Source organism: Dactylosporangium sp. CA-092794 (assembly GCF_050948465.1).
Classification (GTDB): domain Bacteria; phylum Actinomycetota; class Actinomycetes; order Mycobacteriales; family Micromonosporaceae; genus Dactylosporangium.
The window spans coordinates 8,757,415-8,773,228 of sequence record NZ_CP192044.1 but is presented as its reverse complement, the minus strand read 5'-3'; the positions used below and the strand labels follow the sequence as shown (position 1 = coordinate 8,773,228).

The window sequence follows — 15,814 nt, the reverse complement described above, 5'->3', positions numbered from 1 at the left end:
CGATCGCGGACCGCGCGGGGTCAGGGCCGGCGAACAGCGCAGCGGACCGGAGTCGACTATTGGCTCCTGGCCCGTAGCCGGCGCAGCATGCGGGCGTCCTCGAACCCGGCGGCGTGGGCCGCGGCCTCGACGGTCGCGCCGTGCCCGATGAGGTGCTCGGCGCGTTCCAGGCGCAGCAGCTGCTGGTACCGCAGTGGCGTCAGGCCCGTCGCCTCGCCGAATGCGCGGGTCAGCGTGCGTTCGCTGACGCCGGCGGTGCCGGCCAGGTCGCGCAGTGGGAGGCGTTCGGCGAACCGGCCGTCGATAAGGTCCTGCACGCGGTGGACCACGTCGGACAAATGGTCGCGGTAGCGCAGCATGACGCTGCTCTGCGAGGCGTCGCCGTTGCGGCGGGCGTACACGACCATTTCGCGGGCCACCTGGGCGGCGACGGCCGGGCCGTGCCGGGTCGCGACCAGGTGCAGCGCCAGGTCGATGCCGCTGGCGATGCCGGCCGAGGTGATGACCCGGTCGTCGACCACGTAGAGCACGTCGCGGACCACGCGGGCCGACGGGTAGCGGGTGGCCAGGTCGTCCTGCAGGCCGTGGTGGGTGGTGCAGCGCCGGCCGTCGAGCAGGCCGGCCTGGCCCAGCGCGTCGGCGCCGGCGCACACGCTGGCCACCGTCCCGCCGCGGGCGTGGTGGCTGGCCAGCCGGGCCCGGGTTGATCCGGTCAACCGGCCGTGCCGGCCGAAGGTCTGGCCGCGCCAGCCGGGGACCAGGATCAGGTCGTGCCGGGAAAGGTCCGGCCAGTCGACCGCGGCGCGTAACGGTACGCCCTGAGCGGTCGGGACCTCTTCCCGCTCGGCCACGTAGTGCAGCTCGTAGCCCAGACCGAAGTCCCGCACGGTGGAGAACACCTGTGCGGGGCCGGCCAGGTCGAGCAGGTGCACCTGCGGCACGAGCAGGAAGACCACTTTCACCGGGCGAGGACCTCCTTGACCGTTTCGATGGTCGCGAACCGGCCGGCCAGAGCATATTCGGTCCGGGCCTGCACGTCCGCGGTCGCCAGGGTGCGCGGGCTGGCCAGGATCTGCTCGTAGGGCAGGTCGCGCTCGTCGCGGTGGGCGATCGGGAAGGTGGCGGTGGCCTCGGTGACGAAGGTGACGTCGTAGCCGAGGTCGCCGGCGACGCGGGTGGTGGTCTCGCAGCACAATTCGGTCTGGATGCCGGTGACGATGAGGTGCCGGATGCCCTCGGTGGTCAGCAGCTGCTGCAGGCCGGTGGTGGTGAACGCGTTCGCGGAGGTCTTGACCAGCTGCGGCTCGCCGGGCAGCGGCTCGAGGCCGGCCATGTACCGCACGTGGTCGTGGCCGGCCTGCGGGTCGAACACGTTGCCGGTGCCCGGCTCGGTGTGCAGGACCCAGACCACGAGGTCGCCGCGCTCGCGGGCGTCGTCGATGAGCGGTCTGACGGTGGCGACGATGTCCGGGTTGGAGACGGCCTGCCAGCTGGGCCGCTGCCGGAAGGACTCCTGGATGTCGATGATGAGCAGTGCGCTTCGCATGGACCGATCGTGCCCGCCCCGCGGGCCGCGGACCAGGCACGGCCCGGCCCGGAGCCGGACGGATCCGGTCACCTGGCGTTCTACATGATGAGAATAGTGTACCGGAGTATGGGAGAGCGATACTACATTCCGAGATATGCCAACCAATGTGTACACCCACGGGCACCACGAGTCGGTCCTGCGCTCGCACCGGTGGCGCACCGCCGAGAACTCCGCCGCGTACCTGCTGCCGAGCCTCAACCCGAACATGAAGGTGCTCGACGTCGGCGCGGGCCCGGCGACCATTACCCGCGACCTGGCCGTCCGGGTCGCGCACGTGACCGCGCTCGAGGTCACCGAGGAGGCGATCGTCGTGGCCCGCGAGGGGCTGGCCGGGGTCGCGAACACCGACGTGGTGCTGGGCGACGTGCACGCGCTGCCATTTCCGGACGACACCTTCTGCGTGGTCCACGCGCACCAGGTGCTGCAGCACGTCGCCGACCCGGTCCTGGCACTGCGCGAGATGCACCGGGTGTGCAAGCCGGGCGGCTACGTAGCCGTGCGCGACAGCGACTACTCGGCCTTCGCGTGGTACCCGCGAATGTCCGAGCTGGACGACTGGATGGCCCTGTACCAGCGGATGGCCCGCGCCAACGGCGGCGAGCCCGACGCCGGCCGGCGGCTGCTGGCCTGGGCCCGGCAGGCCGGGTTCACCGACATCACCGCCACCTCCAGCACCTGGTGCTTCGCCAACCCGGAGGACCGCGCGTGGTGGGGCGGCATGTGGGCGGACCGCGTCCGCTCCTCGGCAATGGCCCGCCAGGCCCTGGCCGCCGGCGTACCACAGGCTGAGCTGGACAGACTCGCCGACGGCTGGCGGCAATGGGCGGCCGACGGCGACGGATGGCTGTCCATTGTGCACGGCGAGGTCCTGGCCCGCCCCGCCGTGGCCTGATCGAGCGCCGGCCAACCGTTTTCGCGCCGCGGTGCGACCGCCCCGACGGCGGCGGGTTTCGCGCGATGGTCACCCCGATGTACGAGGTCCCGGAGGACGTCGTCATCCGGCCGTGACACCATGCACCCGTGACCGGAGATCAACTGCCCGCCGACCTGCACACGCACACCCAATTTTCGTGGGACACGACGACCGGGGACATGGAGGGCTCCTGCGCCCGGGCGGTCGAGCTGGGCCTGCCGGCGATCGCGTTCACCGAACATACCGATTTCATCTCGTGGACCGTCGACCCGGGCCGGCTGTCGGAGCGCATGACCCGCCACCTGGCCGACCCGACCCACCTGGTCCCGCCCCCGCTCGACGTGGCCGGTTACCTGGAGTCGGTCGACCGCTGCCGGGCCAGGTACCCGACCCTGAAAATCATCACCGGCGTGGAGCTCGGCGAACCGCACTGGTTCGCCGAGCAGACCGAAACGCTGCTGGCATCCGTACCGTTCGAGCGGGTGATCGGCTCGCTGCACTCCCTGCGGGTCGCGGACCGGCACCGCCTGGTCGAGGACGAGTACGCGCTGCGCCCCGTCCCGGAGGTCCTGCGCGACTACTTCGCCGAGGCGATCCGCATGATCGAGGGGTTCGACGGCTTCTCCACCCTCACCCACCTCGACTATCCGGTCCGCTACCTGCCGGCCGGATACGAGTTCCGGATCGCCGATTTCGAGGACGAGGTACGCCAGGTGCTCGCCGCTTTGGCCGGCACGGAGCGGGCGCTCGAGGTCAACACCCGCCGCACGCTGGAGCCGTCGCTGCTGCGCTGGTGGCGTGAGGCGGGCGGCCGCGCGATCAGCTTCGGCAGCGACGCCCACCGCCCGGATCTGGTCGCGTCGAACTTCGCCGCGGCCGCCGCGCTGGCCGACGCCGCCGGCTTCCGGCCCGGCCGCCACCCGTACGACCATTGGTTGCGCTGACCACGAAGCCGAAGAACCAAAGCCGGCCGATGTCACGCGGCCGGCCGCGGCCGTCGCAGGCCGGGCGCCGATCGCCGCCGGTGGGGGCGCGAGCGGTCATCGGCGCCGACCCCCTGGGCGCCGACCCCCTGGGTGCCGACCCCCTGGGTGCCGACCCCCTGGGCGGCGACCCCCTGGGCGGCGCGGCGGGCGTTGCGGATCCGATCTGCGGTGGCCGGGGCCGGACGTATGTCTCCGTGATCATGGTGCCCGCGGTGACCACACCACGGGTTTGCCATGATCCCGGAGACTTGCGGTACACGGGTGTACATCAGCACTCCGTGATCATGAAAAACCGTTGGTGTCGATGCCGGGTTGCGCATGATCACGGAGACTTCCGGCGCCTGCGTCGCCGGGCAGCCGTCGAAGCGCCGGGGCGGCGCAGAACGCAGTGCGGTGACAGCGTGCGCGCCCAGTGCGACCGCATGTGCTTCGAGCAGGCACCGGTTGGCGCCGCCGCACCCCACGCAACGCGTCCAGGGGGCACCGCGCGGTGGACGTGCGAGTAGGTCGGCCGCGGGGTGGCTGGGGTCAGCCGAGCAGGGACTGGCCGATCCAGCCGCCGGGAGCGCAGCCGGGCGGGATGGCGAAGACGGCGGATCCGATCGGGGTGAGCCAGTCGTTGAGCAGGTCGGCCTCGGCGAGCCGGCGCTGGATCGGCAGGAACTGCTCGCCGATGTCCCGCTGGTAGGCGGCGAAGATCAGGCCGGCGTCCGCGGTGCCGTCGGCGGCCGGGGGTTCGTCGTAGGTGTACGGGCGGCGGAAGATCCGGAGCCGTTCGTCGGCCACGTGTGCGCGGGCGACGTGCGAGAACTCCGAGATCACCGGGAGGCCGACGGCGTCGGTGGCCGCGAAGTCCGGCGGGTCGCTCTCGTGCCGGCCGGTCAGCGGCGCGCCGTCCGACAGTCGCCGGCCCACGGCGAACTCCTTGCCGGCGATGTCGACGGCGTCCCACGTCTCGAGCTCGGCGCGGATGCGGCGGATGGCGAGCGTGGTTCCGCCGCGCAGCCATTCGGGCTGGCCGTCCGCGTCGCCGATCCAGACCGCGCCGGCGAACGCGGGGCTGCCGGGCGGCGGGTTGGCGGTGCCGTCGAGCTGGCCGAGGGGGTTGCGCTGGGTGGCGCCGTCGTCCCGCATGCCGCGGCCGTGGCGGAACCCGCGCTGTACCCACCGGACCGTGGCGAACGCGCGGGCGTCCTTGACCAGCATCCGCTGCGCGTGCATGACGGCGACCGGGTCGTCGGCGCACAGCTGGAGCAGCAGGTCGCCGCCGCACCAGCGCGGGTCGAGCCGGTCGACGGTGAACGGCGGCAGCGGCCGCAGCGACCCGGGGCGCCGGTCGGCACGGCCGGCGGCGTCGAACAGTCCCGGCCCGAACCCGAAGGTGACGGTGAGGCGGGCCGGTACGGTCGCGAGCTCCGGCTGCGGATCGGCCAGCGGGGCGACGCCGCCGGTGAGCCGGGCCGCGTCGTCGGTCAGCAGCCGCATGAGCCGGCCCAGCGAAGCCCGGTCCGCGCCCGGCTTGAGGTCGAGGGCGACGAACGCGGCGTGCGCCTGCGCCGGGGTCTCGACACCGGCCTGATGCGGTCCGTGGAACGCGACGGTCTGCGTGCCGAGGTCCACTGTGGACCCCGCGGCACCCGAGCCGCCGTCGGTATCGGTGCGCCCGGCTGCGACGACGCCGACCGCGGCGGCTCCGGCGAGGGCGCCGCCGACGGTGAGGGCACCGCCGGTCAGCATCGCCCGGCGGCTGAGCGGGGCGGCTTCGCGTGGCACGCCGGTCAGCCCATCCGCATCGGGCTCGCGGACCCGTCCGGCTGGTAGCTCTCGTTGCCGCCGGCGAAGTCCTTGGCGACGGCGGTGAACCGCATCGTGCCGCCGTCGGCGAGGGTGAGCGTGAAGGTGACCTCGTCGCCGGGGCGGACCGGGGTGGTGACGTCCATCAGCATGAAGTGGTCGCCGCCGGGCTTGAACTCGTGGCTGCCGCCGGCCGGGATGGTGAACCCGCCCGCCTTCGGCCGCATCGCCATCTTACCGTCCACAGTGGTCGTCTCGTGCAGCTCCATGTGCGGGGACGCGCTCGACGTGGCGGCCACGACGACGATGTCCCGGCCGCTGGTGTTGACCAGCGTGCCGTAGGCGGCGCTCATGCCCGATGCGGCGGTCTTCACCCACGGGTCCCGTATCGTCAGGGCGGGCTGGGCGCTCGTGCCCGTCGCGGTGGGCGCCGGCGGTGCGGTGACCGGATCGCCGCTGGTACAGCCGGCGAGCAGGATCGCGCAGACCGTAAGAGCGGGCAGCGAGCGGTACAACGGCCGGGACATCGGCACTCCCTCAAACCTTTGGTGGCAATGGACAACCGGGGTAGTCGCCGCCCGGGCGCGCCTGGTTCCGGCGAGTTGGTCTTCTCACCCAACCGGTCCGAAAAGCCTTGCCGTGGTTGAAGATGGAGCGCATGCGACTGCCCGCGACCATCCGCGCGGCCCTCGCCGCGACCGCCGCCGCGCTGCTCGTGACGCTGCTGCCGGCGCGTCCGGCCTGGGCCCATGCGCAGCTGCTGTCCACCGATCCGGCCGACGGGGCGAGCGTGACGACGCCGGTGATGGCCGTGACGCTGACCTTCAACCAGCCGGTGAAGCAGCAGTTCAGCACGGTCGTGGTCACCGGCTCCGACGGCGCCGGCCACGGGCAGGGGGCGCCACGCTCTACGGACAGCACGCTGACGCAGGGGGTCGGGGCGCTGCCGCCCGGCCCGGTGCGGGTGGTGTGGCGCACGGTGTCCAGCGACGGCCATCCGATCGAGGGCCAGTTCACCTTCACGTCCGCCGCCGGCGGCAGCGCTTCCCCCGCCGCGGCTGCTGCCGTGAGTCCGTCGCCGAGCCGGCAAGGAGCCGCGGGACAATCGGACCGGGCGGCGGGGCTGTGGTGGATCGTCGCCGCGGTTGCGCTCGTGGCGGTGGTGGGTGGCGGGTTCTGGTATCGAATGGTTCAGCGGCGTTCGGCCTCCGCGGCGGCGGCGCGCAGGAAAGCGTTGTAGCGGGCCAGGTCGTCCTCCTCGCCGGTGGCCTCGGCGCGGTCGGCGGCCCGGTCCAGGCGGCGCTGCTCCCGTTCGTCGGCGCGGATCCAGCGCAGCACGAGCAGCAGCAGGATCGCCGCGGCCGGGATCTCGCCGAAGCTCCACGCCAGCCCGGCGCCGAGGTGCTGGTCGTCCAGCAGGCCGGCGGCCCACGCGGGGTGGACGGAGGTGTACCAGCCGGGCGCGATCACCGTGCGGGACTGCATGAGCGCGAGGCCGAGGAAGGCGTGGAAGACCATGCCGGCGAAGTGCAGCAGCACGAGCAGCGGCGGCGGGACCGGGCGCCGGCCCGGGTCGACGCCGATGAGGACCCAGTAGAACAGGAACCCGGCCAGCACGAAGTGGGTCAGCATCCACAGGTGTCCGAGGTGGTACCGCATCAGGACCTCGAGCAGGTTGCTGAAGTACAACACGTACAGGCTCACCACGTATATGGCCAGCGCGACCAGCGGGTGCGTCAGCAGCCGCAGCGGGCGGCTGTGCATGACCAGCAGCAGCCAGTCGCGGGCGCCGCGCACGCCCGGGTCGGCGCTCGGCCGCAGCGTGCGCAGGGCCAGGGTGAGCGGGGCGCCGCCGACCAGCAGGATCGGCACGACCATGCCGAGGACCATGTGCTGGGCCATGTGCGCGGAGAACAGCACGTAGGCGTAGCGGGCGAACCCGCCGGTCGTGAACAGGCCGAGCACGACCATACCGCCCAGCCAGCTCGCGGTGCGGGCGACCGGCCACCGGTGCCCGGACCGGTACAGCCGCCACAGCCCGATGAGGTACGCGCCGGAGCCGACGACGACCACGGTGAGGAAGAACGCGTCGAGCAGCGGTGGCCAGAACACCCGCACGGCGGTGAGCGGTCCGGGCGCGGTGAAGCCGAGGAGGTCGGTGACCGGATCCGTCTGTACCGGATCGGTGGGTACCGGGGTCGGGTCACGCGACAGCGCCACGGCCAGACCGATGGCAGCGGCGAGGAGCACCAGCTCACCGGCGGCGAGCCGGCGGAACGCGCCGGCCCGGCCGGGCGGTGCGGGCGAGGCGGTCGCGGCGGCGCGCAGCGCGGGCAGGGTGCGGGCGCGGTGCACGGCGCCGAGAGCGCCGGCCGCGACCAGCGCGGCGGCCTTGGCCAGCACGAGGAGGCCGTAGCGGGAGTGCCACAGCTGGTCGGCGGCGCCCAGGCGTACCGCCGCGTTGGCCAGACCGCTCGCGGCGACCGCCACGAAGCAGGCGAGCGCCAGCCGGCTGTAGCCGCGGGCGGCCACGGCCAGCACGCGGTCGGAGCGCAGGACCAGCAGCGCGCAGAGGCCGCCGGCCCACAGCGCGGCGGCGACGATGTGCACGGCCAGGCTGGTCACCGCCAGCTGGTGGTTGCCGGCGCCCGCCGCGTGGCCGGTGAGTGCCGGCGGGACCAGGCCGGCACAGGCCAGTACCGCCACCGCGCCGGCACCGGTCCGGGTGAGCACCAGCCGGGCGGACACGGCCACCGCGGCGGCGGCCACCGCCTGGGCCAGCGCCGACTGGCCCTGGGCGACCGACCAGGCCAGGCTGCGCACCCCCGCCCAGGTCACCCGGTCCACCGGCACGCCGAGCAGGTCGGACAGGGTGAGCGGCAGCATCGCGGCGGCCGCGACCGCCCACCCGGCGGCCCACCACGAGGCCCGGCGCAGCAGCCGGTAGCCGGCCGGTCCGATCAGCTGCCCGCGCCCGTGCCGGCCGGCTTCGCCGCTCGCCCCGGGCAGCAGGAAGGCCGCCATCACGCACCCCCCGGCGGTGAGCGTGCCGAAACCGTCCACCGCGGCCCGGGCGGCCGGCAGGCCCCACCGCGTCCACGTGCCGGGATCGGGCAGGCCGGGGATGCGGTCGCCGGCGACGCCGCCGCCGAGGCGCAGCCCCACGACCAGCGCCAGCAGCAGGCAGACGACCGCGACCGCGCCCGCGGACAGGCGCACATACCGTTGCACAGTCCGGTTGGTCGCCGCGAACGGCGAAAAGGTTCCCGAACGAGACCGCGGACACGCGAAACGGCCGCCGGGGATCGCCCGGCGGCCGTCCGTCTGGGTGGTGCCGCTGGTTACGGGTTGATGGTGATCGTGAAGGTGCTGGTGTTGTTGCGGATGTTCTCCGCGTTGTTGGCCAGGGTGAGGTGGTTGAACGTCACCGAGCCGACCGCCGGGCCCTGGTTGGGCTCGGGCAGTTCGTTGGCCCAGATTCCCATGCCCGACTTCGCGTCGAACGCGTCACCGGAGCGCCGGGCGCCGGTGATGCTGACGTTGGTGAAGATGGTGTCGGTGATGGGGTTCTGGGGCGATCCGGGCGAGCTGTAGTTGGTCTGGAACATGATGCCGGAGTAGGTCGGGTCCACGATGTCCACGTCGGACACCCGGATGCCGCGGAACTCCTTCGAGGCCGAGAAGGCCCAGATCGCTCCGAACGTCTGCTGGCCCCAGAAGTGGCCGCCGTCGCGGATCAGCGACACGTTCTGGATCGTGGTCGGCTGGGTGCCGAACCCGACGAACGCGTAGCCGAAGTCCAGGGAGCTGATCGTGATGCCCGAGTAGCACAGCATGTCCGCGATGTACATGTTGCGGAACGTGTTGTTGTACCCGCCGTAGACCGCGAAGCCGGCCGCGCGCCAGGTGAGCGTCGCGGACAGGTTCTCCCACGTGTTGTCGTGGTTGCCCACCGAGCCGCCGGAGTCGATCGCCGAGAACAGCGCGAACGAGTCGTCACCGGTGCTGCGGGCGTCGATGTTGTTCAGGTGGGTGTTGGTCGTGTCGTTGGTGAAGTTGATGCCGTCGGCGAACGTGTCGCGGATCCGGCTGTTGGTGATGGTGATGTTGTTGTTGTGCACGCCCCAGTACATGCAGACGGTGTGCTCGACCCAGACGTTGTCGATCGTCAGGTTCTGGTTGTCCTTGAGCTCGCCCCACACCTTGCCGGGGCCGTCGATGCGCTCGACGTAGTTGCCGAAGAACGCCAGGTTCTTGAAGGTCGTGCCGTTCGCCGACGTGTTCACGTCGAAGCCGGCGTTGGTGTCGGACTGGTCCTGCGGCGTGTAGAACCGGGTGTACCACGGTCCGGCGCCGACGACCTGGATCGCCTTGCCGTAGACGTTGAACTTGTTCGAGGTGGTGTAGTTGCCCGCCGGCAGGTAGACGCCGACGGCCGTGGTGCTCTGCCGCGCGGTGTCGAACGCGTTCTGCACGTCCTGCTGCGTGAACCCGGCCGGCGTGATGTAGGTCGACGGGTTCGGGTTCGCGATCGGGGCGACCTGCTCGAGGTTGATGAAGTCGATCGCGAACGTGCCGCTGTTGGTGTTGTCCTTCTGCAGCTTGATCGTGTGACCGGCCGGCACCGTGCTGTCCAGCATGATGTTGGCCTCGTCGTAGATGTGCCGCGGGCCGGCGCCGGGGGAGTTGGTCGGCGTGTTCTCGGTGCCGTACAACCACGAGAACTTCGAGGTGAGCGAGATCGCCTTGGCGAAGTTCCCGTCGACGTAGATGTTCAGCGTCGAGGAGGTGCCGTCCGGGATCGAGAACCGGGTGACCAGCGTGTTGGTGCTGGCCCGGGTCGTCCACTGCACGAAGGAGCCGTTCGTGTTCAGCGTGACGGCCTTGCGGCCGGACGCCTCACCCGCGAGGTCACCGATGGTGCGGTTCGGCCCGACGACCTGCGCGCCGCCGCCGACCGTGCCGTCCTCGGCCTCGTACATGTCGTAGGGCATGTTGGCGCCGCGCCCGACGAACAGCGACAGGTCGCTGGTGTTGTTGGCCTGCTTGATGGACAGCTCGTTGGTGTCCGCGGCGAGCACGGTGTGGACCGTGTACTTGCCGTTGACCGCCGTCCACGTGCCCAGCGTGATCACCGGCGAGCTGGCGCCCGCGGCGAGCGTGCCGGTGTAGGACCCGGTGAGCGTGGTCACCGTGCCGCCGGTCGCGTTCTGCAGCGTGAGCGTGACGCCGTGGGAACCGCCGGCCGTGGCCTGGGTGCCCTGGTTCTTGATCACGACGCTGAACGTGACCGTGTTGCCGCCGGACGGGTTGCCCGGCGACCAGGCCACCGGCGAGGCGATCAGGTCGGAGCTCTGCACCGGCTGGACCACCAGGCTCGTGCCGCTGGTGAAGGCGTTGTTCGACTCGTCCGTCTCGATGACCGAGTTGGCCTCGTCGACCTTCGCGCTCACCGTGTAGGTGCCCGCGGTCCGCGGACCGATGTTCGCGGTGAACGTGCCCTGCGCGCCGGCCGCGAGAGCGGTCACGTTCGCGGTACCGGCCAGGACCGTGCCCTGGGCGGTGGCGAGGTAGAAGTTGACGTTCGTCGCGCCCGACGCCGCGGAGCCGTTGTTGCGCACGGTCGCGGTCAGATTCACCGAGTCGGTCTCCACCGGCGACGCGGGCGCCGCGGTGATGCCGGTGACCTGCAGGTCGGGGTTGGGCGCAGCGGTACCGAAGATCTGGAACTCGGCCACCTGGCCCGACGGGGCGCCGGTGTTGGAGTTGAACTTCAGCTGCACGTCGGCCACCCGGGCGGACACCGTGATGTCCACCGAGTTGCCGGTCGCCGGGTCCCAGCGGTAGTCGGCCGCCGAGACCAGGTTGCTGAACCCGGTCGCGCTCTGCTCGCGGCCCAGCACCTGCAGGTTCTGGGTGCGCGCGCCCCACGCCGTGCTCGGGTCGAGCTTCAGCGTGATCTTGCTGATGTCGTTGTTCGCGCCCAGGTGCACGGTCAGGGTCGCCGGGTAGCCGGCCGCGCCCTCCCAGTAGGTCGTGACGCTGTTGTCGTTGGCGTTGGCCGGCACGAACGTGAACACCGAACCGCTGGCCTCGACCGCCTTGCCCAGCGCCACGTTGGTGCCCGGCGGCGGGTTGCCGGTGCCGGTGCGGGTCACCGTGTTGCTGGCGGCGGAGGCGTTGTTCGCCGCGTCGCGGGCCTTCACGTAGTACGACACCGTGGCCGAATCCGGCTGGTTGTCTGTGTAGGTCAGCACGTTGCCGGCGACGCTCGCCCGCAGCGAGTTGTTCGCGTAGATGTCGTACCCGGCGATCGAGCCGCTGTTGTCGGTCGACGCGGTCCAGGTGAGCTTGATCTGGCCGCTGGCCGGCTGGGTGTACGCGAGGTTGCCGGGCGCGGTCGGCGGCGTGGTGTCCGGCGTGGTACCGGTGCGGGTCACCGTGTTGCTCGCCGGCGACTGGTTGCCGGCCGCGTCACGGGCCTTGACGAAGTACGAGACCGTGGCCGAGTCGGGCTGGCTGTCGGTGTAGGTCAGCACGTTGCCCGCCACGCTGGTGATCAGCGTGTTGTTGGCGTAGATGTCGTACCCGGCGATGGAGCCGCTGTTGTCGGTCGACGCGGTCCAGGTGAGCTTGATCTGGCCGCTGGCCGGCTGGGTGTACGCGAGGCTCCCCGGTGCCGTCGGCGCCTGCGTGTCGCCGGAGGTCGGGCCGTACACCTCGAGCTCCGAAAGCTGTGCCGCGGGCCAGCCGGTGTTGGCCGTGATGTTGACCCGGATGTAGCGGGCCGTCGTCTGGGTGAACGGGATCGTCACCGTGTTCGAGCTGCCCGGGGCGAAGTTGTACGCCGCGGAGGCGGCCACGTCGTTGAACGTGCTGCCGGTGGTGCTCGCCTGGACCGAGAGGGTCTCGGTGCGGGCGCCCCACGAGGCGGGCAGCTTCAGCACGACCGAGCTGACCGGGACGGCCGAGCCGAGGTCGACCTGCAGCCACTGCGGGAAGGTGTTGTTCGTGCCCTCCCAGTAGGTGCTCTGGTTGCTGTCGCCGCCGTTGCTCGCCACGTACGGCGAGTTGACGCTGCTGGAGGTGAACGTCTTGCCGGCGGCCAGGTTCGTCGAGGACGACGACACGCCGTAGATCTCGAACTCGGCGACCTGCGCGGCCGGCCAGCCGGTGTTGGCGGTGAAGTTCAGCCGCACGTACCGGGTGTTCGTGGCCGTGAAGTTGATGGTCACCGTGTTGTGCGTGGCCGGGTCCAAGACGTAGCCGGCGGAGCCCACGACGGTGCTGAAGCTGGTCCCGTCGAGGCTGCCGGTGACCGACAGCGTCTCCGTGCGGGTCTGCCACGCGGTCAGGTCGGGCAGCTTGAGCACGATCTGGTCGATGTTCTTGGCGCTGCCCAGGTCGATCTGCGCCCACTGCGGCCAGGAGTTGTTGGCGCTCTCCCAGTAGGTGGCCTGGTTGCCGTCGTTGATGTTGGCGATTCCGTTTGCGCCGTTGGTGCTGCTGGAGGTGGCGGGGCGGCCGCTTGCCAGGTTGGGTCCGCCGGCCGCCTGCGCCGGCAGCGCCTGTGCGGTCACCGCGACGAGGGCGGCCACGGCGAACGCCGCGAGCACCCTCCGCGTCACGAGCCTTCTGCTCATCGGGATCCTTACGTCGTACCTCGTACGTCCGAGCGGGGTGAGGTGGTGCGGGGCGTGGCGACGCGGTGCTGACGGACGTGACTCGACCTGCGACCCGCGATGACGGGGTGGCGTGGCGCGGGCGAAGCCTTGGCGGTGGGTCGGCGTCGGTTCGCCGGACGGCGTCCCGGTTCCGGTTCCCTGGCTCGGGATCCGGGCGGGGTTGGCGGTGCCCTCCGGCGGTGCGGTCCTGTGCGGTGGCGTCCACGTGACGTGCTGGCAGCGCTGACGGCCCGGTCACTGCCGAGCCGGTTTCGTGCACGATCGCGCGGGTGGTGCGCGACCGTGCGGCGGGTAGGCCCACTGCACGGGGGTTCGGCCTCTCCGTAGGCGGGTGTGGGAGCGGTACGACCGGTTGGCGGTCCGGCTGCGACCGAGTTGCGGAGAGTAGGGTAAGTCTGTCGACCAGTTGTAGGAATCTTGCACAGCGTTGCGCCAAATGTTGCAGACTCGCTACCGACTCGTCAACGGTTCCGGCCTTCCGAGTCGAAGGAACTCGTTGTGTGCCATCGCGTGCGGTTGCCGCCCCGGATCGTGCCGACTTTTCGAAACGTTCCTGATTCGTTGCGCCGAGGTCTGGTGTTGCTGGGATGTTTCATGGTTCATTCGTCGGACTGGACCGACAATTAGGCGCGTCGATGCCGGATTCATCCGATGACTGACGTCGTCGTCGCGGTTGAGCCGGGCGAGGCCGCGCCGGGGAGGGTTGCCATGGTGAGCAAGCAGCGGGCCGGCGCCGGTTCCGCCGAGGAGCCGACCGACCAGCTCGCCCTGCGCCGCGCCAACCTGACCCGCACGCTGCGGCACCTGCGCGCCAACGGCCCCCGCTCCCGCGCCGCGATCGCCGCCGCCACCGGCCTGCACAAGGCGACCGTCTCCAGCCTCGTCGACGAGCTCATCGCCCGCCGCCTGGTCCGCGAGATCGGCACCGAGCACTCCGGCGGCGCCGGCCGCCCCGGCCGCGGCATCGCCCTGAGCTCCGACGTGGGCGCCGTCGGCATCGAGATCAACGTCGATTACCTGGCCGTCCACGGCAGCGACCTCACCGGCCGCACGGTCATCGAGAAGCGGGTCAGCTTCGACGCCATGCACCGCGACGTCGAGCGCTGCCTGGACGACCTCACGCAGGCCGCTCAGCGCTCCCTGGCGGAGCTGACGCGCCGGGGGGTGACCCCGGTGGGCCTGACGGTCGCGGTGCCCGGCCTGGTGGACGTGACGCGCGGCGTGGTGGTGCTGGCGCCCAACCTGGGCTGGCGCGACGTGCCGGTGGCCACCCGCCTGGCCCACGGCCTGGCGCCAGACCTGTGGATCGGCGTCGACAACGACGCCAACCTGGCCGCCCTGGCCGAGTACACCTGGGGCGTGGCGGCCGGCACCGACGACCTGGTCTACCTCACCGGCGAGGTCGGCGTCGGCGGCGGCGTGATCGTCAACGGCCACCTGCTGCGCGGCGCCGACGGCTTCTCCGGCGAGGTCGGCCACCTCCCGGTGGAGCCCGGCGGCGCCCCGTGCGGCTGCGGCCGCATCGGCTGCTGGGAGACGAAGGTCGGCCTGGCCCAACTGGTCCGCCGCGCCGCACCGGACGCCGCTTACGGCCCCGCCGACGGCCCGATCCCCGACCCGCAGGAGCGCATCGCCGAGATCTCCCGCCGCCTCACCAGCGGCGACCGCGCCGCGACGGACGCGGTGGCCGAGGTCGGCCACTGGCTGGGCCACGGCGGCGCGATCCTGGTCAACCTGTTCAACCCGAGGGTCATTGTCCTTGGGGGGTACTTCGCCGAGCTGGCCGACCACCTGATCCCCTCGGCCCAGGCCAACCTGGCCCGCCTGGCGGTCGCCTCAACGGCCGCCCGCTGCCACTTCGTCGCCTCGCACCTGGGCTTCACCGCCGCCTCCCGCGGCGGCGCCGGCGTGGTGGTGGAGCGCATGATCGAGGACCCGACCGCAGTCCCCCTGACCGCCCCACCCTCCCTGGCCACCGTCCGCTGACCTGTCCACCCCGCTCAGCCCCCGCCCGCCGGGCCCGAAGCGCCGTTGAGCCTCGAAAGCGGCAGTAAGTTTCCGCGATCATGCTCGACTGGCACCTGACACCACGAGTTTTTCATGATCGCGGAGTGTCTATGTACCTATAGGTACCATATGTCTCCACGATCATGAGAAACCGCGCCATCGAGACGAGCGCGTGCGTGATCGCGGAGACTTATGGCTGCCGGCCCGAGACGGCTTCGCCGCTGTGCGCATTCACGGACTGTGCGTGTCTGCCGATCGCGACGAGCCGCCTGACCGCCGCCGACCTCGCTGCTGCCGGCGGATTGTGCGCCGCGGACGTGTTCAGCGCGCCAGTCACGCAGCGACAAATGCAAGTGAGTGGCGCCAATTCCGGCTAAACCGGGATGAGTTGGCTCCCAGGCTGGATTGGCTTCGCCTGGGCAGCACCCAGCCGACCCTCCATCGCGCTTCGCGCGAGCGGGCCCGCCGGGCGGGCTCCGCTCAGCCTCGGGCCGGCTCATGTCCGGACGTGGCCCAGGTCCGGCCCGGGGCCTCGGTCCCGGCTCCGCGTCCGGCTCGCCCCCGCCCCCGGCACGGCCTCACCTCGCCCCGGCGCGGCCCAGCCCCAGCCTCCGCCCTAGCTCGACCCGGCCGCTGGCTCGGCCCTCGGCCCCAGTCCCACCTTCGCCTCCGGCTCGGCCCACTTGCTTTCTGGCTCCCTGGCTCCCTGGCTCCCTGGCCCCGGCCCCCCGGCCCCCCCGGCCCCCCGGCCCCCCGGCCCCGGCCCCCCGGCCCCCCCGGCCCCGGCCCCCCCGGCCCCGGCCCCCCGGCCCTCGGCCCCGGCCCCCCGGCCCTCGGCCCC

General features: G+C 71.9%; 11 protein-coding genes. 5 read left to right on the top strand and 6 right to left on the bottom strand.

Going from position 1 to position 15,814, the window contains the following annotated elements; all coding sequences use genetic code 11:
- Positions 1–56 precede the first annotated feature (56 nt).
- Entirely contained in the window at positions 57–962 is a 906-nt protein-coding gene (locus tag ACQPXD_RS37705; RefSeq protein WP_432826624.1) for a GlxA family transcriptional regulator, read from the bottom strand.
- Positions 959–1,546 (bottom strand): cysteine hydrolase family protein, encoded by a 588-nt coding sequence (locus ACQPXD_RS37700; RefSeq protein WP_432826622.1) that lies wholly within the window; start codon positions 1,544–1,546, stop codon positions 959–961. The genes ACQPXD_RS37705 and ACQPXD_RS37700 overlap by 4 nt, the downstream gene beginning before the upstream one ends.
- A 148-nt stretch (positions 1,547–1,694) precedes the next feature.
- On the opposite strand from ACQPXD_RS37700, the gene ACQPXD_RS37695 reads away from it, so the two are divergent.
- Together ACQPXD_RS37695 and ACQPXD_RS37690 are read left to right on the top strand one after the other, a co-directional pair.
- Positions 1,695–2,480, top strand: coding sequence for a class I SAM-dependent methyltransferase (locus ACQPXD_RS37695; protein WP_432844098.1), 786 nt, complete (start codon positions 1,695–1,697; stop codon positions 2,478–2,480).
- A gap of 128 nt (positions 2,481–2,608) precedes the next feature.
- Positions 2,609–3,445, top strand: a complete 837-nt coding sequence (locus ACQPXD_RS37690) for a histidinol-phosphatase HisJ family protein (RefSeq protein ID WP_432826620.1) — start codon at positions 2,609–2,611, stop codon at positions 3,443–3,445.
- A 570-nt stretch (positions 3,446–4,015) separates the two neighbouring features.
- On the opposite strand, the gene ACQPXD_RS37685 is transcribed toward ACQPXD_RS37690, so the two are convergent.
- On the bottom strand, positions 4,016–5,224 hold the full coding sequence (locus ACQPXD_RS37685; RefSeq protein WP_432844096.1) for a Dyp-type peroxidase: 1,209 nt from the start codon (positions 5,222–5,224) through the stop codon (positions 4,016–4,018).
- A gap of 41 nt (positions 5,225–5,265) precedes the next feature.
- On the bottom strand, positions 5,266–5,808 hold the full coding sequence (locus ACQPXD_RS37680; RefSeq protein ID WP_432826618.1) for a copper chaperone PCu(A)C: 543 nt from the start codon (positions 5,806–5,808) through the stop codon (positions 5,266–5,268).
- 131 nt (positions 5,809–5,939) lie between these two features.
- Between ACQPXD_RS37680 and ACQPXD_RS37675 the strand changes: the two genes are divergently transcribed.
- The gene (locus ACQPXD_RS37675) at positions 5,940–6,521 is read left to right on the top strand and encodes a copper resistance CopC family protein (RefSeq protein ID WP_432826616.1); all 582 of its coding nucleotides are present in this window, start codon (positions 5,940–5,942) and stop codon (positions 6,519–6,521) included.
- Here ACQPXD_RS37675 and ACQPXD_RS37670 read toward each other — a convergent pair.
- A complete protein-coding gene (locus ACQPXD_RS37670) occupies positions 6,473–8,512 on the bottom strand; it encodes a cytochrome c oxidase assembly protein (RefSeq protein WP_432826614.1) in 2,040 nt (679 codons plus the stop codon). The two genes, ACQPXD_RS37675 and ACQPXD_RS37670, sit on opposite strands and share 49 nt — an antisense overlap.
- A 110-nt stretch (positions 8,513–8,622) precedes the next feature.
- The gene (locus ACQPXD_RS37665) at positions 8,623–12,924 is read right to left on the bottom strand and encodes a discoidin domain-containing protein (RefSeq protein WP_432826612.1); all 4,302 of its coding nucleotides are present in this window, start codon (positions 12,922–12,924) and stop codon (positions 8,623–8,625) included.
- Between the two features lie 693 nt (positions 12,925–13,617).
- Here ACQPXD_RS37665 and ACQPXD_RS37660 point away from each other — a divergent pair.
- Positions 13,618–14,952 carry an ROK family protein gene (locus tag ACQPXD_RS37660; RefSeq protein ID WP_432826610.1) on the top strand — a complete coding sequence of 445 codons (1,335 nt, stop codon included), beginning with the start codon at positions 13,618–13,620 and terminating at the stop codon, positions 14,950–14,952.
- A 164-nt stretch (positions 14,953–15,116) separates the two neighbouring features.
- Complete coding sequence (locus ACQPXD_RS37655) at positions 15,117–15,350, top strand: hypothetical protein (RefSeq protein WP_432826608.1); 234 nt, start codon at positions 15,117–15,119, stop codon at positions 15,348–15,350.
- Positions 15,351–15,814 lie beyond the last annotated feature (464 nt).